At 36.3% G+C, this 22,533-nt stretch carries 26 protein-coding genes, 1 pseudogene and 1 other annotated feature; of the genes and pseudogenes, 17 read left to right on the top strand and 10 right to left on the bottom strand.

The features are described 5' to 3' along the window. The first annotated feature begins 9 nt into the window (after positions 1-9). Positions 10-171 carry a hypothetical protein gene (locus ACUN0F_RS26650; protein ID WP_000651094.1) on the top strand — a complete coding sequence of 54 codons (162 nt, stop codon included), beginning with the start codon at positions 10-12 and terminating at the stop codon, positions 169-171. Here ACUN0F_RS26650 and ACUN0F_RS26645 read toward each other — a convergent pair. Continuing rightward, positions 168-1,076 (bottom strand): aminoglycoside phosphotransferase family protein, encoded by a 909-nt coding sequence (locus ACUN0F_RS26645; RefSeq protein WP_445540444.1) that lies wholly within the window; start codon positions 1,074-1,076, stop codon positions 168-170. The genes ACUN0F_RS26650 and ACUN0F_RS26645 overlap by 4 nt on opposite strands. A gap of 83 nt (positions 1,077-1,159) precedes the next feature. On the opposite strand from ACUN0F_RS26645, the gene ACUN0F_RS26640 reads away from it, so the two are divergent. Beyond that, entirely contained in the window at positions 1,160-1,678 is a 519-nt protein-coding gene (locus tag ACUN0F_RS26640; RefSeq protein ID WP_445540443.1) for a biotin transporter BioY, read from the top strand. A 63-nt stretch (positions 1,679-1,741) separates the two neighbouring features. Here the strand turns inward: ACUN0F_RS26640 and ACUN0F_RS26635 are convergent, their stop codons facing one another. The 3 genes from ACUN0F_RS26635 to ACUN0F_RS26625 form a co-directional block, all read right to left on the bottom strand. Beyond that, positions 1,742-1,891 (bottom strand): hypothetical protein, encoded by a 150-nt coding sequence (locus ACUN0F_RS26635; protein WP_000743739.1) that lies wholly within the window; start codon positions 1,889-1,891, stop codon positions 1,742-1,744. Positions 1,892-1,909: 18 nt separating this feature from the next. Beyond that, on the bottom strand, positions 1,910-2,083 hold the full coding sequence (locus ACUN0F_RS26630) for a 2-isopropylmalate synthase (RefSeq protein ID WP_046958206.1): 174 nt from the start codon (positions 2,081-2,083) through the stop codon (positions 1,910-1,912). 76 nt (positions 2,084-2,159) lie between these two features. Continuing rightward, positions 2,160-3,518, bottom strand: a complete 1,359-nt coding sequence (locus ACUN0F_RS26625) for an MATE family efflux transporter (RefSeq protein ID WP_445540442.1) — start codon at positions 3,516-3,518, stop codon at positions 2,160-2,162. Between the two features lie 181 nt (positions 3,519-3,699). On the opposite strand from ACUN0F_RS26625, the gene uppP reads away from it, so the two are divergent. Beyond that, a complete protein-coding gene (gene uppP, locus ACUN0F_RS26620) occupies positions 3,700-4,491 on the top strand; it encodes a bacitracin resistance undecaprenyl-diphosphatase (protein ID WP_000796242.1) in 792 nt (263 codons plus the stop codon). Between the two features lie 27 nt (positions 4,492-4,518). Here uppP and ACUN0F_RS26615 read toward each other — a convergent pair whose 3' ends face one another. After that, positions 4,519-5,106 carry a thioredoxin family protein gene (locus ACUN0F_RS26615; protein ID WP_002007172.1) on the bottom strand — a complete coding sequence of 196 codons (588 nt, stop codon included), beginning with the start codon at positions 5,104-5,106 and terminating at the stop codon, positions 4,519-4,521. 33 nt (positions 5,107-5,139) lie between these two features. Next, positions 5,140-5,571: a regulatory YrvL family protein gene (locus ACUN0F_RS26610; protein ID WP_001287953.1), complete on the bottom strand. Its 432-nt coding sequence runs from the start codon at positions 5,569-5,571 to the stop codon at positions 5,140-5,142. 162 nt (positions 5,572-5,733) lie between these two features. Here ACUN0F_RS26610 and ACUN0F_RS26605 point away from each other — a divergent pair, with 162 nt between their 5' ends. After that, complete coding sequence (locus ACUN0F_RS26605; RefSeq protein ID WP_000081442.1) at positions 5,734-6,153, top strand: MarR family winged helix-turn-helix transcriptional regulator; 420 nt, start codon at positions 5,734-5,736, stop codon at positions 6,151-6,153. A gap of 136 nt (positions 6,154-6,289) precedes the next feature. Further along, entirely contained in the window at positions 6,290-6,445 is a 156-nt protein-coding gene (locus ACUN0F_RS26600; RefSeq protein WP_000184933.1) for a hypothetical protein, read from the top strand. 22 nt (positions 6,446-6,467) lie between these two features. Here the strand turns inward: ACUN0F_RS26600 and ACUN0F_RS26595 are convergent, their stop codons facing one another. Beyond that, entirely contained in the window at positions 6,468-7,703 is a 1,236-nt protein-coding gene (locus ACUN0F_RS26595; RefSeq protein ID WP_088091951.1) for a dicarboxylate/amino acid:cation symporter, read from the bottom strand. Positions 7,704-9,329: 1,626 nt separating this feature from the next. Between ACUN0F_RS26595 and ACUN0F_RS26590 the strand changes: the two genes are divergently transcribed. Continuing rightward, positions 9,330-10,673, top strand: coding sequence for a TrkH family potassium uptake protein (locus ACUN0F_RS26590; protein ID WP_264461853.1), 1,344 nt, complete (start codon positions 9,330-9,332; stop codon positions 10,671-10,673). 33 nt (positions 10,674-10,706) lie between these two features. Here the strand turns inward: ACUN0F_RS26590 and ACUN0F_RS26585 are convergent, their stop codons facing one another. Then, on the bottom strand, positions 10,707-11,099 hold the full coding sequence (locus tag ACUN0F_RS26585) for an imidazole glycerol phosphate synthase (protein ID WP_445540848.1): 393 nt from the start codon (positions 11,097-11,099) through the stop codon (positions 10,707-10,709). Between the two features lie 202 nt (positions 11,100-11,301). Here ACUN0F_RS26585 and ytfJ point away from each other — a divergent pair, with 202 nt between their 5' ends. Beyond that, complete coding sequence (gene ytfJ, locus ACUN0F_RS26580) at positions 11,302-11,769, top strand: GerW family sporulation protein (RefSeq protein ID WP_053078521.1); 468 nt, start codon at positions 11,302-11,304, stop codon at positions 11,767-11,769. Positions 11,770-11,877: 108 nt separating this feature from the next. Next, the gene (locus ACUN0F_RS26575; RefSeq protein ID WP_000608225.1) at positions 11,878-11,967 is read left to right on the top strand and encodes a hypothetical protein; all 90 of its coding nucleotides are present in this window, start codon (positions 11,878-11,880) and stop codon (positions 11,965-11,967) included. Positions 11,968-12,330: 363 nt separating this feature from the next. Here ACUN0F_RS26575 and ACUN0F_RS26570 read toward each other — a convergent pair whose 3' ends face one another. Continuing rightward, positions 12,331-12,570, bottom strand: coding sequence for a YkuS family protein (locus ACUN0F_RS26570; protein WP_142954048.1), 240 nt, complete (start codon positions 12,568-12,570; stop codon positions 12,331-12,333). Positions 12,571-12,656: 86 nt separating this feature from the next. Beyond that, a complete protein-coding gene (locus ACUN0F_RS26565; RefSeq protein ID WP_000752504.1) occupies positions 12,657-12,896 on the bottom strand; it encodes a DUF3911 family protein in 240 nt (79 codons plus the stop codon). Positions 12,897-12,964: 68 nt separating this feature from the next. Between ACUN0F_RS26565 and ACUN0F_RS26560 the strand changes: the two are divergent. The 9 genes and pseudogenes from ACUN0F_RS26560 (at position 12,965) to leuD (ending at position 22,387) form a co-directional block, all read left to right on the top strand. Further along, positions 12,965-13,171 (top strand): annotated as a pseudogene (locus ACUN0F_RS26560) (hypothetical protein). A gap of 141 nt (positions 13,172-13,312) precedes the next feature. Next, on the top strand, positions 13,313-14,209 hold the full coding sequence (gene ilvE, locus ACUN0F_RS26555) for a branched-chain-amino-acid transaminase (RefSeq protein ID WP_264461854.1): 897 nt from the start codon (positions 13,313-13,315) through the stop codon (positions 14,207-14,209). 16 nt (positions 14,210-14,225) lie between these two features. Then, positions 14,226-14,453, top strand: a binding site (T-box leader). 73 nt (positions 14,454-14,526) lie between these two features. After that, positions 14,527-16,227: an acetolactate synthase large subunit gene (ilvB, locus tag ACUN0F_RS26550; protein ID WP_445540441.1), complete on the top strand. Its 1,701-nt coding sequence runs from the start codon at positions 14,527-14,529 to the stop codon at positions 16,225-16,227. Further along, positions 16,224-16,733: an acetolactate synthase small subunit gene (gene ilvN / locus ACUN0F_RS26545; RefSeq protein WP_000822948.1), complete on the top strand. Its 510-nt coding sequence runs from the start codon at positions 16,224-16,226 to the stop codon at positions 16,731-16,733. Before ilvB ends, ilvN begins: the two co-directional genes overlap by 4 nt. A 20-nt stretch (positions 16,734-16,753) precedes the next feature. Beyond that, entirely contained in the window at positions 16,754-17,770 is a 1,017-nt protein-coding gene (gene ilvC, locus ACUN0F_RS26540; protein ID WP_095205719.1) for a ketol-acid reductoisomerase, read from the top strand. A gap of 1 nt (position 17,771) precedes the next feature. Next, positions 17,772-19,292, top strand: a complete 1,521-nt coding sequence (gene leuA, locus ACUN0F_RS26535; RefSeq protein ID WP_046955264.1) for a 2-isopropylmalate synthase — start codon at positions 17,772-17,774, stop codon at positions 19,290-19,292. 77 nt (positions 19,293-19,369) lie between these two features. Beyond that, entirely contained in the window at positions 19,370-20,434 is a 1,065-nt protein-coding gene (leuB, locus tag ACUN0F_RS26530) for a 3-isopropylmalate dehydrogenase (protein ID WP_445540440.1), read from the top strand. Next, positions 20,434-21,828 carry a 3-isopropylmalate dehydratase large subunit gene (leuC, locus tag ACUN0F_RS26525; protein WP_088608737.1) on the top strand — a complete coding sequence of 465 codons (1,395 nt, stop codon included), beginning with the start codon at positions 20,434-20,436 and terminating at the stop codon, positions 21,826-21,828. Before leuB ends, leuC begins: the two co-directional genes overlap by 1 nt. Next, positions 21,806-22,387 (top strand): 3-isopropylmalate dehydratase small subunit, encoded by a 582-nt coding sequence (gene leuD, locus ACUN0F_RS26520; protein ID WP_088121706.1) that lies wholly within the window; start codon positions 21,806-21,808, stop codon positions 22,385-22,387. The genes leuC and leuD overlap by 23 nt, the downstream gene beginning before the upstream one ends. Positions 22,388-22,533: the final 146 nt, after the last annotated feature.

Here is a 22,533-nt window from a genome sequence, read left to right as displayed (position 1 = left end):
GAATAATCAATGAAAGATGAAACGAAAGTATTTCAATGGTTAAAAGAACAGAATGCTCCTTTTGGAATTCAACTGCAAATTTTACAAGCGTTTCAACTGTATCAAATCATTGTTGAAATGGATAAAAAGTTAATGATGTATGAGGAGAGAGAACATAGAGAGAGCATTTAATCTCGGCCCTGTAGTATTACTTTCAGTTTTTCTGTACCTGCTAGGAATTCAAGTTCATTTTTTGTTTCAAAGTTATAAATCATATTATGTAGTAAAGGACTGTATTGATAAAAGGTCGTGATGCGGTGAATGAGTAATGGATCATGGTGTGAAATAAGCGTACTGTATTGTTCATATACTGATGTAGTAAATTCATGTCCGAAATCATAATATAGCCCAGCAAAATCAAAAGCAGGATCACCAATTTGAGCAGCACCGAAATCAATAACTCCTGAAATGGTTTTATTTTGGTTATCGAATAAAATATGATGATGTGTAAAATCAGCGTGAATAATTGTATTTTGAAAAATGGCTGTATCGATACATGTAAAGAAATTTTCGAATAAACAATTTAACGCTGATTTCTGGTATGAAGTAAGACTGTTAGTAAGATATTGAGTTAATTTTGTATGTAGCTCTTTCCAGTAGGTGAGTGTTTTTTCTATAGGGAATTCTAATGCTTTTACACGCTTTAAAGGAATACTATGTAGAGCCACAAGGAAAGTCGCTAATTGTGTAATAAGTGCTTTTAGTTCTTTTTTCTCTAGCGTATTAACTATTTCTGTTTTTAACGGTTCACCATGAATGAGAGTATAGTAACTGCAAAGGGGAATAGTATCAGTATCCTTTTTATAGAATAGGTGATACTTTGGAACCTCAATTTCATGTAGTGAACAAGAGAGAAGTGTGCATAGTTCTTTTTCTAACGGAATTCGCATTGCATATTCCTGTTTTCGAGGGAAACGAAACAGTAGCTCCTCATTTACTATAACTGCTACATTATCCCATCCTTCTTCATTTTGTTTATATGAATGTATAGAAAGATTAGGAAAAGCTTCTTTTATATACTGTTTGTAAGAGTCCATAATTGTTCCTCGTTTCTGAATTAAGTTATTCCACTTTATGATATCAGAATTTTCTTTCTATATGTTAAAATATAACTATCATTATGAAGAAGGGCGGGAGTATTACGAAGAAAAGACTATTCATCATTTCTCTATGTATCGCTTTTGGATTGTTTTGGTCATATAAAGAAGAGGTTTTTGCTAGCTTTAAACCGATTGATCAGTACGGATTAAATAATGAATTAAAGAACAAAAGTATAGAAACTTTAACTCATAATGAAATGAAAAAGGTAGGAGAACATTTTGTGACAGAGCAATTATCAGTGTTTGAGTTTAATAATAAAGAAGATGTGAAACAAAAAGGTGAAGAACTATTTGTAAATAGAGAGTTTGAACAATTAATGAGAAATTATTATCCAAATCGCTTTCGGGATTTAGAGTATAAATTTACAGACGAGGACATACGTGAAGAGACAGATGAGAGTTTTCGTTATCATGCTGTAGCGTACGTTACTGGTATTGAGAATGGTAAGAGAAGTGAAATGAAATTAAATTATGACATGAAAATTGTAAAGGTTAATAATATTTTTAAGGTGTTAGAACAAAAACAGTATGTACAATAAAGTGAAACATGAATCAGTGCCACAAATAGCGGATAAAAAAATCCCCCAGTTCTTTGAGGGATTCTAAAGATTTTCATTTTGTTGACCAAGCTCTTTTTGAGCAATATATAAATTTCCTTGCTCGACTTGTTTCTGAGTAAGAACAGAATCACCTGCATACCCTTTTTCTGTTTTCACAGTTCTTTTTGAACGATTGGAATCTTGTTTCTTCATATAATATGTCACCCTTCCTTAAAAATAAACGAAAATGATGAGTACGAGTAACACAGCAGCAAAAATGGTAATGCCCATTAAAAACGAGGTGTTTTTATATTTAGGTGGCTTATGTACATCTTGCCGATATCCAGGTGAAATTTCAGGGGCGAATTCTTCATTGAATGCTTGCTTTTTTTCTTTTTCGTCCATATGTATCCACCTTTCTTTTTCATTATGTTATACGTTCAAAGAAAAAATATGCATGAAGAAAACAGCCGCTATATCATTAGCGGCTGTTTTGCGTTGTATATTTTCTCTGGACTTGAAAGAGACGGATAAGTAGGAAGCTAGCTCCAAATGCTAGACCGATAATAAGACCGATCCAATAACCTTTCGCTGCCCATTCCGTATAAGTTGCTAATATGTAGCCAAGAGGAAGACCGATTACCCAATAAGCAATTAGCGTCATAATTAATGCGACATTGACATCTTTATAACCACGCAGTGCCCCTTGTACGGGAGTTGCAATTGCATCTGAAATTTGAAATAAAATCGCAAATATAAGGAACTCTTTTGCTAAATGGTGAACATTTGCATCTGTCGTATAAATTGAAGCAATTTCATCGTCAAAGAAGTAGAGAAGAATTGAATATAATAGGGCGAATGCAATTGCTAAGCCAATCCCGATAAATCCATATTGTTTTGCGTTATTGTATCGCTTTGCTCCAACTTCAAATCCAACAGCGATGGTCATTGCCATTGCTAAACTTAAAGGAGTCATATATAACAAGGAAGCGAAGTTCATAGCCGCTTGATGAGCTGCGATTGTTGTCGTACTAAAATTACTCATCATAAGTGTCACCGCAGCGAAAATACTCGTCTCAAAAAAGATAGCAAATCCGATAGGGACACCAAGTTTTAAGAACTCTTTCCAACTAGAAAGAGAAGGACGATATAATTGTTTGAATATATTGAAAGATGCGAAAGGCTCTTTCGTACGAATAATAATAACGGTAATAATTAAAATGCACCAATAGGTTGCTGCAGAAGCAATTGCCGCTCCAACACCACCGAGTTTTGGAAAACCGAAATGACCGAAAATTAATACATAATTTAATACTACGTTAATTGGTAATGATAGTAATGTAATGATCATCGTTGTGCGAGTTTTTCCTAATGCATCAATAAAGCCGCGTAAAACAGTGTAAGTAAATAAAGGGATAATTCCAATTGCAATAATACTTAAAAATTGTGCCGCAATACGTTCCACTGGTTCTTCCAGGCGCATGCCGTTTAAAATAGGTGAAACAGCGAAGAAACCGATAAGGATGACCATGAAACTAGCACAAATTGCTAAATATACTGCTTGTATGACAACTTGGGGAACATCCTCTTTTTTCTTTGATCCAACGAGCTGCGCAACAATTGGAGTAGTAGCCATTAAAATTCCTGTTAATCCGGTACTAACGGGAAGCCATATACTTGTTCCGATAGCAACACCAGCTAAATCAATAGGACTTGCGTGCCCTGACATTGTCGTATCGAAAAAACTCATTGCAAATAATGACATTTGCGTTACGAAAATCGGGAAAAATAGTAATACAAATTGCTTTAATTTTTGTGAGAATGAATTAGTTTCCTTCATAAAATCCCCTTTCCGCTAAAAAAACAAACTCTTACTATCATACAATTTAATCAAAAAATAGAAAAGAAATACGCGCATACAACATGTACAATCAATAAAAAAAAGATGCACTTTAAAAGGGGATAAGGTATTATGATAAGGTGTGAAAAATTACATATTCGTTATTAAGGAGGCACTACTCGTGGCTGATTGGTTAATTGGAATAATCATGGGTGCTGTTGAAGGTTTAACAGAGTTTTTACCAGTTTCATCAACAGGACATATGATTTTAACAGGTCATTTACTTGGATTTGACGACGAGAGAGCGAAAGTTTTCGAAGTTGTTATTCAATTGGGATCGATTTTAGCAGTTGTTGTTATATTTTGGAAGCGTCTATGGTCTTTAGTAGGTATAGGAAAAGTAACAGATGGACCATCGTTAAATTTATTACATATTATTATCGGGATGATTCCTGCCGGCATACTTGGCGTATTGTTCCATAGTGCGATTAAAGAAGTTTTATTTGGGCCAGGCCCAGTTGTCATCAGTTTAGTGGCTGGTGGTATTTTAATGATTGTTGCTGAGAAGTTTTCGAAACCAAGTACAGCAAGAACATTAGATGAAATCACATATAAGCAAGCATTTACAATTGGGATGTTCCAATGTTTAGCGCTTTGGCCAGGATTTTCTCGTTCTGGTTCTACAATAAGTGGTGGTTTATTAGCTCGCGTGTCACATACAGCGGCGGCTGAATATACATTTATTTTAGCAGTACCAATGATGGTAGCTGCAAGTGGTTTAGATTTAATTAAAAGCTGGGATATATTAAGTGCGGCTGATATTCCGTTATTTGCAACAGGATTTATTACAGCATTCGTTGTTGCGATGCTTGCAATTGTTTCATTCTTAAAATTATTAGGTCGTGTAAAACTAACACCGTTCGCTTACTACCGTTTCATTTTAGCTGCGGTATTCTATTTCTTCATTATGTAATAAAAAACTGCCGAGTTCGGCAGTTTTTTATTTTACTACTTTTTCCATCATGCTTTCCATTACATGTTCCCAAAGAGAAGTATCATCAGCTAATGTAGCACGGAAATTAGCGTACATTTCTTTTTGTTTCTCTTCGAATGTTGGATTTTCTTTTTCAGGCAATGTAGCGCGCATTGAAGTTACTAACTCTTGTACTTTTGGAGCGCGTGGTCCCCAAACGGCTTGTTCATTTCCATCTTTATCAATGAAAATAAAAATTGGAATGGCACGTGCTGTTCCATTTGTTAAATATTGATCCATTAATTCTAAGTTTTCATCGCGAATTAATAATCTCATATCAATATTTGCAACTTCAGAAATTCGTTTCATAACAGGTACGCATAAAAGAGCGTCACCACACCAATCAGCTGTTAATACGATAACACGCCAGCCATCATTTTGGCGTTCTTCTAATACAGGAAGTAATTCATTTGGAATTAAAAAGTTATTGTAAATGTGCAGTAGCTCGTATTGATTTACTTTCATTTCATTCACATATGTATCAAAGGACATACCTTTATCAGCCCATTGTTGTAAGTTCATAAGTAACACCTCTTTAGTATGATTTGTTTTCATTGTACCAATTTTTATATAGAAAAGCTTGTATTCTTACTCTTTCTTGTCACTTAATAATTGATTTAATAGGAAAAAGAATAGTACGACACATAATTCAGTAAGATTGGACAGTTGTACGCTCTCTATCCAATCATCGGCAGTATGAATGACGAACCAATCTAGCGTAATTTCAATGATTGCAAAAAGAGTAATAGCCAGCCAATTTGGCATGTTTTTTGTCATTGGATATAGCAACGCCTTGAGGAAACCGAAGATAAAGAATGTAATACCGTCTAAGAAAGTGATTAATAGAAAAAATAGAAGTAAAGCAGTGCGTGATCTATACTCTATACCTGTAATATGAAAGATTCCTACATATACAAAGAATATAAATGCAAAAATTATAATGAGAAACAGAATAACAAAACCAATAATCAAAGTCTTATCTTTTAGATTGAGATTAGAAAATTTGTCTTCTTCACTCACTATTCCATCCCCTTTTTCTGGAAAATCAACTTTATTGTATCATGAAATATCTATTAAAAAACTACGAATTATGGGAAAATAAGGTGACAAAAAGTAAGATTTCATGTAAAATTATTAATAAGGTTTTTATTTAACTAAATGAAATAAAAGGGGCTGTCAAAGTTGTCTCAAAATCGAGAGCAATTAATGGAAGAACTATCGACAAATGTTTTTGCTATGTTCCGCACGTTGCGTAATGATATTGGAAAGATATTTGGTGGTTACATACCGTGGAATGAGTTCATCGTCCTTAGAATATTGAATCGTACGAATAAAGAAATGGTATCACGTGTAGCCAATGAGTTAAATGTGTCGAATAGTCATATTACAGCTGTTACAGAAAAATTAATTAATAAAGGTTTTGTAACTCGTTCACGTTCTACGTCAGATCGCAGAGTTGTATATTTGGAGATTACAGAACAAGGAAAAGATTTAGTTGCGAAAATGGAAGGGGAGAAAAAGAAATATTTACAAGAAAGATTCTCCGCGCTTTCAGAAGAAGAAATGAATATAATGATATCAATTTCTAAAAAACTTATTTAATTCATTACAAGTAAGAAAACGCTTACGTAATAAAGGAGAAGACCTTCCCTATGTGAGGAAGGTCTTCTTTCGTATGTAAAAGATTATAAAAAAGAAAATATGTAACATACTACTAGTAAAGGAAGGGGGCAGACATATGACAAATCGAAATGGTAGTAAAGGGAGCGGAAATCAAGGCTCACCAAAATCAGGGCAATTTCAGCAAGAGTTTAGTACTGAATTTGAGACTGGTAATGATAACAAAGGAAAAGAATATCGTTCGAAAAAAGGAAGTAAATCAAAAAAGGAGTGAAATAATTCACTCCTTTTTTGATTTACGATGCTGCGGATTGATCCTTATTATATTTTTCTTCTGATTTTGCGACGATCATTGCGCAAATTGCATCACCGGAAATATTTACAGCTGTTCTTGACATATCTAAAATGCGATCAATACCGATAATTAAGGCAATACCTTCTACCGGTAGATTTACTTGATTTAAAACCATCGTAAGCATCACAAGTCCAACACCTGGTACACCAGCGGTACCGATACTAGCTAGTACAGCAGTTAATACGACGACAGCTAATTGGGTCACTGTAAGTTCAACGCCGTATACTTGAGCGATAAATACAGTTGCTACCCCTTGCATAATGGCAGTGCCATCCATATTAATCGTTGCACCTAGTGGTTGTACAAAAGAACTTATCGCTTTTGGAACACCAAGTTTTTCTTGTGCTGTTTTCATTGCAAATGGAAGAGATGCATTAGAGCTAGATGTACTAAACCCAATTGCCATTACCGGTCCGAAATGTTTAAAGAAACGGACAATACTTTCTTTTGCTAATACCTTTAATAATCCGCCATACACGAAGACGCCGTGAATAATAAGTACTAGCATAACGACAATCATATACTTGAACATCGCAGCGACGCCTGCAAGACCCATTTTACCAACGGATGAAGCGAGCAATCCAAATGTTCCGATTGGTGCTAATTTCATAACGAGATTAACAAGATACATCATTAATTCGTTGCCCTGTTCAAGTAATGAATGGATACCTTGAACCCGTTTTCCTAAAATAGCTATACCGAGTCCGATTAATACGGCAAAGGCAATAATTTGTAACATGTTTCCATCAGCCATCGCTTTTGCTGGGTTATCTGGTACGATATTTAGCAATGTATCGACGAAAGATGTTTCGGTTTTTGCCCCTTCATATTTAAGCCCTTCTGTTTTAAAGTTACCGCCAGATCCTGGTTGAATAATCAGTGCAAATGTAACTGCAATAGAGATAGCAACGGCTGTAGTTACAAGAAAGAATGAAATTGATTTTAAGCCGATTCTTCCAAGTTGTTTCGGGTCCCCAAGCCCAGCAGCCCCAAGCACGATAGAAATGAATACAACAGGAACAACTAGCATTTTAATGAGGCGAATAAACAATTGGCCAAGTGGATTGAACACATATTGATTTAATGGTTCAAAAATGGATGGTGCAGCTAAATTTAAAGTGAGTCCGACGACTAAACCGAGAAATAATGCAATTAAGATTGCTTTTGTTTGTTTCAATAAAATCCCCCCTTATTTTTGTGAAATTACTTTCTACATTAATTGTACCGAAAAACTACCTATTTTGACAATATTTTCTGAATATTTTGTATAAAAATATCTATTTAAATATAAATTGCTTTTACTAAAATAAGCAAAAAAAGTTAAATGATTTATTTAGAAAACAAAATAGACCATCATATAGGATGGTCTAAGGAAGGGGACAATTTATGTCAATTTAATTAGGGATGGAAGTTGTTCAAGACACTGGGGAATGTCTTATGAATTAGGGAGGAACAACTTCGATACATATACTATAAAAGGTGGGTGTGACCCCCATGTGAACATAGAGTGAAAGAGAGAGGGAATTTTAAATAGAAGATAGAGTAAACAAAAAAATAAGACCATCACAAATGATGGCCTAAGGAAGGGGACAATTTATGTCAATTTAATTAGGGATGGAAGCTATTCAAAGACACTGGGGAATGTCTTATAAATTAGGGAGGAACAGCTTCGATACATATACTATAAAAGTTGGATGTGACCCCCATGTGAACATAGAGTGAAAGAGAGAGGGAGTTTTAAATAAGAGGTAGAGTAAACAAAAAATAAGACCATCACAAATGATGGCCTAAGGAAGGGGACAATTTATGTCAATTTAATTAGGGATGGAAGCTATTCAAAGACACTGGGGAATGTCTTATAAATTAGGGAGGAACAGCTTCGATACATATACTATAAAAGTTGGATGTGACCCCCATGTGAACATAGAGTGAAAGAGAGAGGGAGTTTTAGATAGAAGATAGAGTAAACAAAAAAATAAGACCATCACAAATGATGGCCTAAGGAAGGGGACATTTATGTCAATTTAATTAGGGATGGAAGTTGTTCAAGACACTGGGGAATGTCTTATAAATTAGGGAGGAACAACTTCGATACATATACTATAAAAGTTGGATGTGACCCCCATGTGAACATAGAGTGAAAGAGAGAGGGAGTTTTAGATAGAAGATAGAGTAAACAAAAAAATAAGACCATCACAAATGATGGCCTAAGGAAGGGGACATTTATGTCAATTTAATTAGGGATGGAAGTTGTTCAAGACACTGGGGAATGTCTTATAAATTAGGGAGGAACAACTTCGATACATATACTATAAAAGGTGGATGTGACCTTGGTGTGAACATAGAGTGAAAGAGAGAGGGAGTTTTAAATAGAAGATAGAGTAAATAAAAAAATAAGACCATCACATAAGAGATGGTCAAGGAAGGGGACAATTTATGTCAATTTAATTAGGGATGGAAAGCTGTTCAAGACACTGGGGAATGTCTTATAAATTAGGGAGGAACAGCTCCGATACATATACTATAAAAGTTGGATGTGACCTTGGTGTGAACATAGAGTGAAAGGTATGAGAATTTGAGAAATGATACATATAAAATGATTGTTGCGAGAGTTGTAGAGTACGAATAAATATAATAGAAAGTTTCTTGTCATAAAATGAAGTGGAGTTCGAGTATAAATAAAAGTTGAAATCTTAAAAAAAAAGGATTATGCTCAACTATATTATAAGAATATAAGGTTTATCCCGCTATGTAAGGTTTCTTATAAGCCTTTAGTTATGAGGGGAAAAGGGAGTTAGTGAATATGGAAGTAACAAAAAGACAAGGGCTGTATAATCGTTTTATACGATTAAATCCACCACAAATATTAGCACTAGGTTTTTTCTGCTTAATTGTGGTTGGCGGTTTGTTATTAAAGTTACCATTCGCAACGAAAGTACATATTAGTTGGGTAGATGCTTTCTTTACGGCAACGTCAGCAGCAACTGTAACGGGATTAGGAGTAGTAGATACTGCAAGTACGTTTACGATGTTTGGCGAGATTGTTATTATGTTTTTAATTCAAACAGGTGGTTTAGGTCTTATGACAATTGCCATTTTAATTGTTTGGGTATTAGGTAAAAAAATCGGGTTACGCCATCGATTATTAATCGGAGAGGCATTTAATCAGACAAATATAGGTGGTCTCGTAAAATTAGTAAAACGTGCCTTTATATTTTCAATTTGTATTGAGCTTATTGGAGTCATCTTTTTATCGTTTCGCTTTGTTCCAGAGTTTGGCTTTGGAAAAGGTGTATACTATAGTATTTTTCACGTTATTGCATCTTATAATAATGCTGGATTTGCTCTATGGCCGGATAATTTAACAAGGTATGTAGGAGATCCTATTGTTAATATTGGGATTTGCTCATTAATCGTAATAGGTGGTCTCGGTTTTACCGTATTAATTGATATATGGTATAGTCGTAGCTTTCGAAAATTATCACTTCATTCTAAAATCATGATTGTTGGAACAGTAGCGTTAAATGTTATAGCAATGATTGTGATTTTTGTATTGGAATATAATAATGTGAAGACGTTAGGAAATTTACCTTTAAATGAAAAGTTATGGGCTTCTTTCTTCCAAGGTATTACTCCTCGTACTGCTGGATTTAATACAGTTGACTACGGGGGAATGGAAGAATCATCTATATTATTTACCATGGTTTTAATGTTTATTGGTGCAGGGAGTGTATCAACAGGTGGAGGGATAAAATTAACAACGTTTGTTATTTTAGTTACATCCGTCCTTTCTTTCTTTAGAAAAAAAGAGGAAATCGTTTTATTTCAGCGCACGATAAAAATGTCAACAGTAACGAGAGCGTTAGCCATTGCTGTTGCCAGTCAAATACTCATTTTTGTAGCAGTATTTGTATTAATGCTTACAGAAAACTTTAGTTTTATTCAGTTACTATTTGAAACAATTTCAGCGTTTGGAACAGTAGGGTTAACGATGGGGATTACTGCAAAGTTATCAGCGTTTGGAAAATGTATTATTATGTTTGTTATGTTTTGTGGATTAATTGGCCCGTTAACACTTGTTTTTTCTTTAGCGCGACCAGCAAAACAAAAAATTAAATATCCATCGGAAGATGTATTTACAGGATAAGGTATCCCGCATAAGCGAGATACCTTTTTCTTTTTAAAAAAGGGAGAACAATAATCCGACAAGTGCTACTCGGAATAAAATTGCAATGAGTGCTGCAATTCCGCCGACAATCGCAGCGATACCACCAGTTACAGTAGCTCCGCGATTATAAGCGTAAATTCCTAGTAATACAGAAACAAGACCAAATAATGTTGGGAAGGTAAAGAGTGATAAGATAGATAAGGCAAGAGCGATAAAGCCAGCAGTTGATCCAGCGGCGGACGATCTTACATCATCTTTATTATCTTTCTCGTCGTAATCATAATCAATGCGCTGTGGTGCAACCTCAGCTGCATATTCTTCTTTATAGTCACTATAATCACTATCTATTCTATCTCTTTTTTTATACTCATCAAATTTCTCAGTCAAAGTCAAGACTCCTTTCATAACAAGGTTCAATAGTAGTATGCATCTCTTTTTCTTTTTTATCCTGCTATTGTAGCCCGTAAACATCTGATTGCTGATGGCTAATAATCAGTGGGTGATGAACAAAGCCCTGCTGATTAAAGTTTTACTTTATCCGAGCGAGTACAAGGCGTAATTCCACTTAGAAGAGTAGAATTGTTTTTTTGAAATAGGAAAAGTTAGTATGACTTCCTCTATTTTGGAAAGTATAAAAAAGAATAATGAGGAAAGGGTGCAATACATAATGGAACATCCAATTGAAGATTTAATGAAAACAGCAATGACAAATTTAAAAGAGATGGTAGATGTAAATACGATTGTCGGAAGTCCAGTTTCAACAGCTGATGGAAATGTAGTATTAACAGTATCTCAAGTGGCTTTTGGTTTTGGTGCCGGCGGAAGTGACTTTAAAGGTGATTTTATTTCCGAAAAGCATAATAACGGACAAGGGCAGCATAAAGAGAAGAAGCAAAGCCATCCATTTGGAGGCGGAAGCGGGGCTGGGGTTTCTATTAGCCCAGTTGCTTTTTTAGTAGTCGGTTCTAACGGTGTGCAAGTATTACACCTCAATAGTAGTACACATTTAATTGAAAAGGCTTTAAATACGGTACCAAGCACTGTAGATAAATTTGTAAATGGTCGCCAAAAGTGAACTTGCATTTTTTAGGAATTATGATATATTAGAAAAAGTGCGCTTTAAGATGATCGGAATAATTGAACTGTAAATATATATGATGTGTGGAATAAGGGAGAGGAATTTATGATTAATATCAAAAACTTAGTAGTTGGCTTATGTATGTTAGTAAGCGGTTTTGTTGTATATGTAATAAAAGAAAAAGCTCCATTCTAAAACAGACAAACCGTTACTGTCTGTTTTTAATTTGTGAAAAATGTTGACAAGTTATTGTATTAGTGTTAAAATTTTAATTCGTGTCTCGGTTACAGCTAGTGTAAAGTAAATAAATCTTATAAATATAATACGAAAAGTTTGCAAAAGATCGGGTAGTCTTACCAACAACTTTTGTGAACAAACCCTATAAATTATTATTGTAGGCTTTATATGTATACTAGTGAATCAAGGAGCGGTCAGTGGAACCGTAATGATGAGAGAGAGGTAGGGCTTTCATCCAGTATATGTTACTTTCCCGTTAGGTGAATATAAAAAAGAGGACTCCTTTTCAAAAGGAGTCCTCTTTCTTTTTGTATAATACATTTAAGTGCGGCTCTCAACTTGCTGACAAATTTCATCTGTTGTTAAACCATGAGCTGCAATTACCGATCCCTTAATTGATGCATCTGCAATACCCATCATATTAGAATCTTGCCCAGTTACAACACAACAATCGCACCCTTGTGCATCATGTTCGGAGCTCAGGGTAACAACTTCATGTCCCTGTTGCTGAAGAGCTTGTTGAACATCTGTTAATGAGTTTTCAACGCCAATTCTAGCCATAATTCTCACCTCCTACCATCTAGTTACTAGTATGCCCAAGTCCACTGCATATATTTATGAAAAGATGGTAGGAAGTAAATCTTTGTTTAGTCGTTATATACACCAGTAAGCATTTGACTTACGAATTGATCGTTTAAAGTATCTTGGGCAGAAGAAGTATTTGAATGAATGTCAATTGAAGCAATAAAATTATTATGTTCTTTATTATTTGGTTCTACCTCTACATAATTATCGAATTTACAAAAACCTTTCGTATCCATTAGATCAAATAGTTGAAGCATTTCTACTACCTCTTGTCTCGTTCCTTTAATTTGTACACATGCCATATTGCTTTCCTCCTTCATTTTGACAAATTGTTTTTTAAAAATAGGATTATGATTACGAAACGAAAAATATGAATGTTATTTTTAGACAGCTTTATTTTTATTATTTTCCCCCTTTTTCAGCAAAAGTCGTTGTATATTCCTGAATTTATAAAAACGGACGTCCGTTTATTGAATACAATAGATTCGTATCAATTGATGAAAATCCTTCTTTTAAACAAATATTTTTTTTAGTGAAAATTGGCGAAAAAAATTTTTTGACTTTTTGTAAACGTTAACAATGCTGTTAAATCAATATAATCAAAGATGTACGTACGATTAAAAATTATAAATTTTCTAAAAATTCACTTGATTTATTTAGAAAGGAGAGTAAACTAGGAAACAATAAAAAATTCATAGAACATAGGAGGCGCTTTCCAGTGAACGAGCAATGGATTTTCTTAAATGGAGAATTTGTTCCAAAAGACGAGGCAAAAGTTTCAGTATATGACCATGGTTATTTATATGGCGATGGAGTATTTGAAGGAATTAGAGTATATAGCGGTAATGTTTTCCGTTTGAGAGAGCATCTTGTCCGGTTATATGAATCAGCAAAATCCATCATGTTAGAAATTCCATATTCTTTAGATGAAGTAACGAATATTGTTGTTGAGACGATTCGACAAAATAAATTATCTAATGGATACATTCGCCTTGTTGTATCGAGAGGAGCAGGAAATCTTGGATTAGATCCTGATTCTTGTAAGAAACCGAATGTAGTAGTAATTGCAGAACAACTATCTTTATTCCCGCAAGAATATTATGAAAAGGGGATTCCGGTTGTAACAGTTGCAACGCGCCGAAACCGTCCAGATATTTTGTCGCCTCAAGTAAAATCTTTAAATTACTTAAACAATATTTTAGTTCGTATTGAAGCGAAATTAGCTGGAGTACAAGAAGCACTTATGTTAAATGATCAAGGATACGTAGCTGAAGGCTCAGGAGATAACGTGTTTATTGTAAAAGGAAATAAATTAATTACACCACCAAGTTCTGCTGGAGCGTTAGAAGGCATTACACGAAACGCTATTTTAGAAATCGGTGAAAAACTTGGATATGACGTTAGAGAAGAGTTATTTACAAGACATGATGTATATGTAGCTGATGAAGTATTTTTAACAGGAACGGCTGCTGAAGTAATTGCTGTTACGACAGTAGATGGTAGAACAATTGGTTTAGGGCAAACGGGTCCACATACGAATCGTTTATTAGAAGAATTCCGAAAGTTAGTTATAGAAGATGGAGAGAAGATTTACGAAGAAAATAAAGTTGGATAACAACTCTTTATAATATACGAAAGCGTTGAGAGGGAGGAGTAGTTGATTGTGAAGCCTTACAGAGAGTCGGTGGCTGCTGAAAACCGATGGTTCACGTCGACGAACATCGCCCTTGAGTGCTAAGCTGAAGCATTTGTCTAGGCTTAGACGGTAGCTCCGTTATTAGCTAGACTCATTTATGGGTCACTGAGGCAAGAGTATTCTTGCGAAGAAGGGTGGTACCGCGAAATCTTTCGTCCCTTCAGCACATAGCTGGAGTGTGGACGTAGGATTTTTTTTATTGATAAAAGTTTTCAAAAAGGGGGCTTATAAGAACAATGTCTTCAAAAACGGAAGAGAAACTGGCAACTGGTGCACAGCTATTGTTAGAAGCGCTAGAAAAGGAAGGAGTAGAAGTAATTTTCGGTTATCCTGGTGGTGCTGTTTTACCTCTTTATGATGCACTCTATGATTGTGAAATTCCGCATATTTTAACAAGGCATGAGCAAGGAGCTATTCACGCCGCTGAAGGGTATGCCAGAATTACTGGTAATCCAGGGGTTGTCATTGCAACGAGTGGACCAGGTGCTACAAATGTTATTACGGGTCTAGCAGATGCGATGATTGATTCATTACCACTTGTTGTATTTACAGGGCAAGTAGCAACGACGTTAATTGGAAGTGATGCTTTCCAAGAAGCGGATATTATGGGGCTTACGATGCCGGTAACAAAACATAACTATCAAGTGCGAAAGGCTTCAGATTTACCTCGAATTATTAAAGAAGCATTTCATATTGCTAGAACAGGAAGACCAGGCCCAGTCGTTATTGACCTTCCGAAAGATATGGTAGTAGAGCAAGGAGAACGATGTAATGACGTACAAATGGATTTACCAGGATACAACCCTAATTATGAACCGAATTTACTCCAAATAAACAAATTATTACAAGCAATTAAGGCTGCAAACAAGCCGTTAATTTTAGCTGGAGCAGGTGTATTGCATGCGAAGGCTTCGAAAGAATTAACAAGTTTTGCTCGTAAATATGAAATTCCTGTTGTGCATACATTACTTGGTCTCGGTGGGTTTCCGCCAGATGATGAACTTTTTCTAGGGATGGGAGGAATGCACGGTTCTTACACAGCCAATATGGCGTTATATGAATGCGACTTACTTATTAATATAGGTGCAAGATTTGATGATCGCCTTACTGGAAATTTGGCTTATTTTGCTAAAGAGGCGACTGTTGCGCATATTGATATTGATCCAGCAGAAATCGGAAAAAATGTGCCGACTGAAATTCCAATTGTTGCAAGTGCTAAGCGAGCGCTGGAAGTATTACTTCAACCAGAAGGAAGGAAAGAAAATCATCATAAGTGGCTCTCTTTATTAAAGAGTAGAAAAGAAAAGTATCCACTATCTTATAAAAGGAATTCGGAAAGTATTAAGCCTCAATACGCAATTGACATGTTATATAAAATTACGAAGGGAGAAGCGATTGTAACAACAGATGTTGGGCAACATCAAATGTGGGCAGCCCAATATTATCCGCTCAAAACTCCTGATAAATGGGTAACTTCAGGAGGATTAGGAACGATGGGATTTGGGTTTCCAGCAGCAATTGGTGCGCAAATTGCAAAGCCTGAGGAACTAGTTATTGCAATTGTAGGTGACGCTGGATTTCAAATGACCTTGCAAGAATTAAATGTGTTAAAAGAACACTCATTGCCTGTTAAAGTATTTATTTTAAATAATGAAGCTTTAGGAATGGTAAGACAATGGCAAGATGAATTTTATAATCAAAGATACTCGCACTCTTTATTGTCGTGTCAACCAGATTTCGTCGCTCTTGCGAATGCGTATGGCATAAAAGGTGTTCGTATAGATGATCCACTTCTTGCAAAGAAGCAAATACAGCAGGCGATTGAATTACAAGAACCAGTCGTAATTGATTGCCGTGTACTTCAATCAGAAAAGGTAATGCCGATGGTTGCGCCAGGGAAAGGTGTTCACCAAATGGAGGGAGTGGAAAAAAGGTGAAGAGAATTGTTACAGCGACAGTTCGAAATCAAAGTGGTGTGTTAAACCGAATTACGGGTGTTATGACACGAAGACATTTTAATATTGAAAGTATTTCAGTAGGTCATACGGAATCATCGGACATATCGCGGATGACGATTGTTGTACACGTTGAAAATGAACAGCAAGTGGAGCAGTTAATTAAACAACTTCATAAGCAAATTGATGTTCTGAAAGTATCAGATATTACAGAAGAAGCGATGATCGCAAGAGAACTTGCACTTATTAAAGTAGCAACATCAGTAGCAAGAGCAGAATTATATAGTTTAATTGAACCGTTTCGAGCCGCTGTAATAGATGTTGGGAAGGATTCCATAGTTGTGCAAGTAACTGGTACGCAGGAGAAAGTAGAAGCATTAATTGAATTACTTCGTCCGTATGGTTTGAAAGAAATTGCTAGAACAGGTGTAACAGCATTTACGCGTAGTATGAAAAAACAAGATAAGCAAGTTATGTTAATTCAATAATCATTTAAATATAGGGGGAAATGAAAATGACAAAAGTTTATTATGAGAAAGATGTAACGGTAAATGTATTAAAAGAAAAGAAAGTAGCAATCATTGGATATGGTTCGCAAGGTCATGCGCATGCGCAAAACTTACGTGATAACGGATTTGATGTAGTAGTAGGTTTAAGAAAAGGGAAGTCTTGGGATAAAGCGAAAGAAGATGGGTTTTCTGTATATACAGTAGCAGAAGCAGCGGAAAAAGCTGATGTAGTAATGATTCTACTACCAGATGAACTCCAGCCAGAAGTATATGAAGCGGAAATTGCGCCAAATTTAAAGGCAGGAAATTCTCTCGTTTTTGCACACGGATTTAATGTTCACTTTGATCAAGTGAAACCACCAGCTAATGTAGATGTATTTCTAGTAGCGCCAAAAGGGCCAGGTCATCTTGTGCGCCGTACATTTGCTGAAGGCGGAGCTGTTCCTGCATTATTTGCAGTATACCAAGATGCAACAGGAGTTGCGACTGAAAAGGCACTTTCTTATGCTGATGGGATTGGAGCGACGAGAGCTGGTGTATTAGAAACGACATTTAAAGAAGAAACAGAAACAGATTTATTTGGAGAGCAAGCTGTGCTTTGCGGCGGAGTAACTGCGCTAGTAAAAGCTGGATTTGAAACGTTAGTTGATGCTGGTTATCAACCGGAACTTGCATATTTTGAATGTTTACATGAACTAAAACTAATCGTTGACCTTATGTATGAAGGCGGACTTGAAAATATGAGATATTCAGTTTCAGATACAGCGCAGTGGGGCGACTTCGTATCAGGACCACGCGTTGTAACGGAAGATACGAAGAAAGCGATGGGTGCAGTGCTGGCAGAAATTCAAGATGGTACATTTGCAAGAGGCTGGATTGCAGAGCATAAAGCAGGAAAACCAAATTTCCATGCGACAAATGAGAAAGAGAATGAACACGAAATTGAAGTAGTTGGACGTAAATTACGTGAAATGATGCCGTTTGTACAGCCGCGAGTAAAGGCAGGGGTCAAATAATATGAAGCAGATTTTGTTCATGGATACAACGCTACGTGATGGCGAACAATCACCAGGAGTAAATTTAAATGAACAAGAGAAATTGCAAATTGCAAGGCAATTAGAGAGACTAGGTATTAATGTCATGGAAGCTGGTTTTGCAGCAGCTTCCGAAGGGGATTTTCAATCGGTAAAACGCATCGCAAATACCATTCAAAATGCTACAGTTATGAGTTTAGCTAGAGCGAAAGAAAGTGATATTCGAAGAGCATATGAAGCGGTGAAAGGTGCTGTATCTCCTCGTCTACACGTATTTTTAGCTACAAGTGATATTCATATGAAATATAAACTTTGTATGTCAAAAGAAGATGTATTAGATAGTATTCACCGCTCGGTTACACTCGGGAAATCATTATTTCCGACAGTACAATTTTCTGCAGAAGATGCGACAAGAACAGCAAGAGATTTTTTAGCTGAAGCAGTTGAAGTTGCGATTCGTGCAGGAGCGAATGTAATTAATATTCCAGATACAGTTGGATATACGAATCCAGAAGAATATTATTCTCTTTTTAAATACTTACAAGAATCCGTTCCTTCATATGAAAAAGCAATTTTCTCTTGTCATTGTCACGATGATCTTGGGATGGCAGTAGCAAATTCATTAGCTGCGGTTGAAGGCGGAGCGTTGCAAGTAGAAGGAACAATTAATGGAATTGGAGAAAGAGCAGGTAATGCGGCGCTAGAAGAGGTCGCAGTTGCTCTTCATATTAGAAAAGATTTCTATAAGGCGGAGTCTTCTATGACGCTAAAAGAAATTAAAGCGACGAGTACATTAGTAAGCAGATTAACAGGTATGGTTGTACCGAAAAATAAAGCGATCGTTGGAGCGAATGCATTTGCTCATGAATCCGGAATTCATCAAGATGGTGTTTTAAAAGAAGTGACAACATATGAAATTATTGAACCAGCGCTAATAGGCGAATCTCAAAATCTATTCGTACTTGGAAAACATTCTGGACGTCACGCGTTTACAGAAAAAATGAAAGAGCTTGGCTATGAATTTACAAAGGAAGAACGAGATGCGGTGTTTGAAGCGTTCAAAAAATTAGCTGATCGTAAGAAGGAAATTACTGAGGAAGATTTACGTGCACTTATGCTTGGTGAAGCAGCATTTGCAGCTCAGCAATATAACATTACGCAACTACAAGTTCATTTCGTATCAAATAGTACACAATGCGCGACAGTTGTACTAAAAGACGAAGAAGGAAATGCATACGAAGATGCAGCCACTGGTTCTGGTAGTATTGAGGCGATCTATAATGCAATCCAAAGAATTTTAGGATTAGAATGTGAATTGGCGGATTATCGCATACAATCTATTACACAAGGTCAAGATGCACTGGCTCATGTTCATGTTGAATTAAAAGAAGGAACGCATCAAGTATCAGGTTTTGGTGTTGCACAAGACGTATTGGAAGCTTCGGCGAGAGCATATGTCCATGCAGCAGGGAAATTGAAATCTTTTATCCAGCTTGTGAAATAAGTGTTTGATAGGTGAGAGAAGCTTTCCTCACCTATCAAAATAAAGTTCTGAAAATTCAGTTAAAAGGAGTGTTGAAATTGGAAAAACGTATCGTTTGTTTAGCTGGTGATGGTGTTGGCCCGGAAGTTATGGAAAGTGCGAAGGAAGTATTGCATATGGTAGAGAGGTTATATGGGCATCATTTTCATTTGCAAGATGAGTATTTTGGCGGGAGTGCTATCGATTTAAATGGGCAACCATTACCACAACGAACGCTTGCCGCTTGTTTAGCAAGTGATGCGGTTTTACTTGGAGCGGTTGGTGGACCAAGGTGGGATAGCGCGAAAGAAAGACCGGAGAAAGGATTATTAGCTCTAAGAAAAGGACTTGGAGTATTTGCAAATGTTCGCCCTGTAACGATAGAAAGCGCAACGGCACATTTATCGCCATTAAAAAAAGCTGATGAAATTGATTTCGTTGTCGTTCGTGAATTAACAGGCGGAATTTATTTTTCTTATCCGAAAGAACGAACGGACGAAGTAGCAACAGATACACTTACGTATCATCGTCATGAAATTGAACGGATCGTTTCTTATGCCTTTCAATTAGCGAGTAAGCGGAAGAAGAAAGTAACATCTATTGATAAGGCGAATGTTTTAGAATCTAGTAAACTATGGAGAACTGTTACGGACGAAGTAGCACTTCGTTATCCAGACGTTGAACTAGAACATATTTTAGTAGATGCAGCTGCGATGGAGTTAATTCGGAATCCAGGACGGTTTGATGTAATTGTAACGGAAAATTTATTTGGGGATATTTTGAGTGACGAGGCTTCAGTATTAGCGGGATCATTAGGAATGCTTCCATCAGCAAGTCACGCGGAAAAGGGGCCTTCATTATACGAGCCTATTCACGGATCAGCACCGGATATTGCCGGGAAAAATAAGGCGAATCCAATTGCAATGATGCGCTCTGTTGCAATGATGCTTGGGCAATCGTTCGGATTAACGAGAGAAGGGTGTGCAATTGAAGAAGCAATTTCAGCAGTTCTTAAATTAGGAAAATGTACAGCAGATATCGGAGGAGATGAGACGACAACTTCATTTACGAAGGCAGTTATACAAGAGATGGAAGAGCAAGCGTTAGTAGGGAGAGGGAGATAATGGGAAAAAGGTTGCTAGATAAACTTTGGGAAAGACACGTAGTTACGACAAACGAAAATGGATTAGATTTATTATATATTGATCTTCATCTTGTTCATGAAGTAACGTCACCGCAAGCCTTTGAAGGCTTGCGGCTTACAAATCGAACGGTTCGCAGATCTGATTTAACATTCGCAACGATGGATCATAATATTCCAACGAAAGATGTTTGGAATATTACCGATCGCATTGCGAAGCAGCAACTGGATACACTCCGGGAAAATTGTAAACAATTTCAGGTGCCGTTAGCGGATATCGGGGATGAAGAGCAAGGGATTGTTCATGTTATTGGACCAGAACTTGGACTTACACAACCAGGAAAAACAATTGTTTGTGGTGATAGTCATACAGCAACGCATGGTGCGTTTGGCGCACTAGCATTTGGCATTGGTACGAGTGAAGTGGAGCATGTATTGGCAACGCAAACGTTATGGCAACGAAAGCCGAAAGCGATGGGTATTGAGTTAAAAGGAAAATTACAGAAAGGTGTTTACGCAAAAGATATTATTTTGCATTTCCTTTCAAAGTACGGTGTAGCAGTTGGAACTGGATATGTAATGGAATTTTACGGAGATACGATTGAGGCTATGGAGATGGAAGAGAGAATGACGCTTTGTAATATGGCAATTGAAGGAGGAGCAAAGGCTGGTATTATAGCACCAGATGAAAAAACATTTGCTTATGTAAAAGGACGTAAATATGCACCGAAAGACTTTGAAACATTCGAGAAGAAATGGTCTGAACTTTATACAGATTCAGATGCAATTTATGATTTGCATATTTCGATAGATGTGACGGATTTAGCACCGTACGTTACATGGGGAACAAACCCGAGTATGGGTGTTCGTATTGATGAAAAATTGCCAGAAAAGCAGGATGCAAATGACGAAAGAGCATTTTCTTATATGGGATTAAGCCCTGGACAAAGCACGTATGACATTCCTGTTCAGCATGTTTTCATTGGATCTTGTACAAATTCCAGGCTTTCTGATTTAGAAATTGCTGCATCTGTTGTGAAAGGGAGAAAGGTAAAAGAAGGTGTGCGAGCGCTCGTTGTGCCTGGATCGAAAAGAGTAAGAGAAGCTGCGATGCAAAAAGGGCTACATCACATATTTGAAGAAGCTGGATTTGAATGGAGAGAACCTGGATGTTCAATGTGTCTTGGAATGAATCCAGATCAAGTACCTGAAGGAGAACATTGTGCTTCGACTTCAAATCGTAATTTTGAAGGAAGACAAGGAAAAGGGGCACGAACACATTTAGTTAGCCCAGCAATGGCGGCAGCAGCTGCGTTATACGGTCATTTTGTTGATACTAGAAAGGAGAGTTATGATGGAGCCATTTCGTATTCATAAAGGTACTGCTGCAGTACTGATGAATAATAACATTGATACAGATCAAATTATTCCGAAGCAATACTTAAAGAGAATTGAAAGGACGGGATTTGGAAAATATTTATTCGATGAATGGCGTTATGATAATAACCGCCATGAAAACCCTAATTTTCCGCTTAATGCACAAAATAGAAAAGGAGCAAGTATATTAATTACAGGTGATAATTTTGGTTGTGGTTCTTCAAGAGAACATGCTCCGTGGGCGCTTGCTGATTATGGTTTTCGCGTTATTATCGCCGGCGGGTTTGCAGATATTTTTTATATGAATTGTATGAAAAATGGTATGTTACCAATTGTAATGGATAAAGAAATGCGAGAACAACTTGCCAAAACGGATGCGAGAGAACAAATAGAAGTAGATTTAGAGAATGAGGTAATTACAACAAGTACGCACAGATTTTATTTTACAATCGAGAAAATGTGGAAAGAGAAATTATTAAATGGTCTAGACGAAATTAGTATTACGATGAAATATGAACAAGAAATTGTAGAGTATGAAAGGAAAGTAGCTTTATATTAAGAAATAACGGAATGTTCAAAAAGTATTTACATTCAGAATTAAGTATTATATACTATGTAAAAATCAGAGGAGAAAGGGAGTAAGTATTATGAATATCATGCAATCTATTAAAATGCTTACACAACTACATCATCATACATAAAGCC

This window comes from Bacillus sp. 1A, assembly GCF_052682215.1.
Note: the sequence above shows the minus strand (reverse complement) of the source record. Positions and strands in the feature narration are given on the sequence as shown.

Excerpts from the sequence above, each read along its gene's own strand:
- ACUN0F_RS26650 (WP_000651094.1), top strand. The coding sequence starts at position 10 with ATGAAAGATGAAACGAAAGTATTTCAATGGTTAAAAGAACAGAATGCT.
- ACUN0F_RS26645 (WP_445540444.1), bottom strand. The coding sequence starts at position 1,076 with ATGGACTCTTACAAACAGTATATAAAAGAAGCTTTTCCTAATCTTTCT.
- ACUN0F_RS26640 (WP_445540443.1), top strand. The coding sequence starts at position 1,160 with ATGAAGAAGGGCGGGAGTATTACGAAGAAAAGACTATTCATCATTTCT.
- ACUN0F_RS26635 (WP_000743739.1), bottom strand. The coding sequence starts at position 1,891 with ATGAAGAAACAAGATTCCAATCGTTCAAAAAGAACTGTGAAAACAGAA.
- ACUN0F_RS26630 (WP_046958206.1), bottom strand. The coding sequence starts at position 2,083 with ATGGACGAAAAAGAAAAAAAGCAAGCATTCAATGAAGAATTCGCCCCT.
- ACUN0F_RS26625 (WP_445540442.1), bottom strand. The coding sequence starts at position 3,518 with ATGAAGGAAACTAATTCATTCTCACAAAAATTAAAGCAATTTGTATTA.
- ACUN0F_RS26615 (WP_002007172.1), bottom strand. The coding sequence starts at position 5,106 with ATGAAAACAAATCATACTAAAGAGGTGTTACTTATGAACTTACAACAA.
- ACUN0F_RS26600 (WP_000184933.1), top strand. The coding sequence starts at position 6,290 with ATGACAAATCGAAATGGTAGTAAAGGGAGCGGAAATCAAGGCTCACCA.
- ACUN0F_RS26590 (WP_264461853.1), top strand. The coding sequence starts at position 9,330 with ATGGAAGTAACAAAAAGACAAGGGCTGTATAATCGTTTTATACGATTA.
- ACUN0F_RS26585 (WP_445540848.1), bottom strand. The coding sequence starts at position 11,099 with ATGAAAGGAGTCTTGACTTTGACTGAGAAATTTGATGAGTATAAAAAA.
- ytfJ (WP_053078521.1), top strand. The coding sequence starts at position 11,302 with ATGACTTCCTCTATTTTGGAAAGTATAAAAAAGAATAATGAGGAAAGG.
- ACUN0F_RS26575 (WP_000608225.1), top strand. The coding sequence starts at position 11,878 with ATGATTAATATCAAAAACTTAGTAGTTGGCTTATGTATGTTAGTAAGC.
- ACUN0F_RS26570 (WP_142954048.1), bottom strand. The coding sequence starts at position 12,570 with ATGGCTAGAATTGGCGTTGAAAACTCATTAACAGATGTTCAACAAGCT.
- ACUN0F_RS26565 (WP_000752504.1), bottom strand. The coding sequence starts at position 12,896 with ATGGCATGTGTACAAATTAAAGGAACGAGACAAGAGGTAGTAGAAATG.
- ilvB (WP_445540441.1), top strand. The coding sequence starts at position 14,527 with ATGTCTTCAAAAACGGAAGAGAAACTGGCAACTGGTGCACAGCTATTG.
- ilvC (WP_095205719.1), top strand. The coding sequence starts at position 16,754 with ATGAAAATGACAAAAGTTTATTATGAGAAAGATGTAACGGTAAATGTA.
- leuA (WP_046955264.1), top strand. The coding sequence starts at position 17,772 with ATGAAGCAGATTTTGTTCATGGATACAACGCTACGTGATGGCGAACAA.
- leuC (WP_088608737.1), top strand. The coding sequence starts at position 20,434 with ATGGGAAAAAGGTTGCTAGATAAACTTTGGGAAAGACACGTAGTTACG.
- leuD (WP_088121706.1), top strand. The coding sequence starts at position 21,806 with ATGGAGCCATTTCGTATTCATAAAGGTACTGCTGCAGTACTGATGAAT.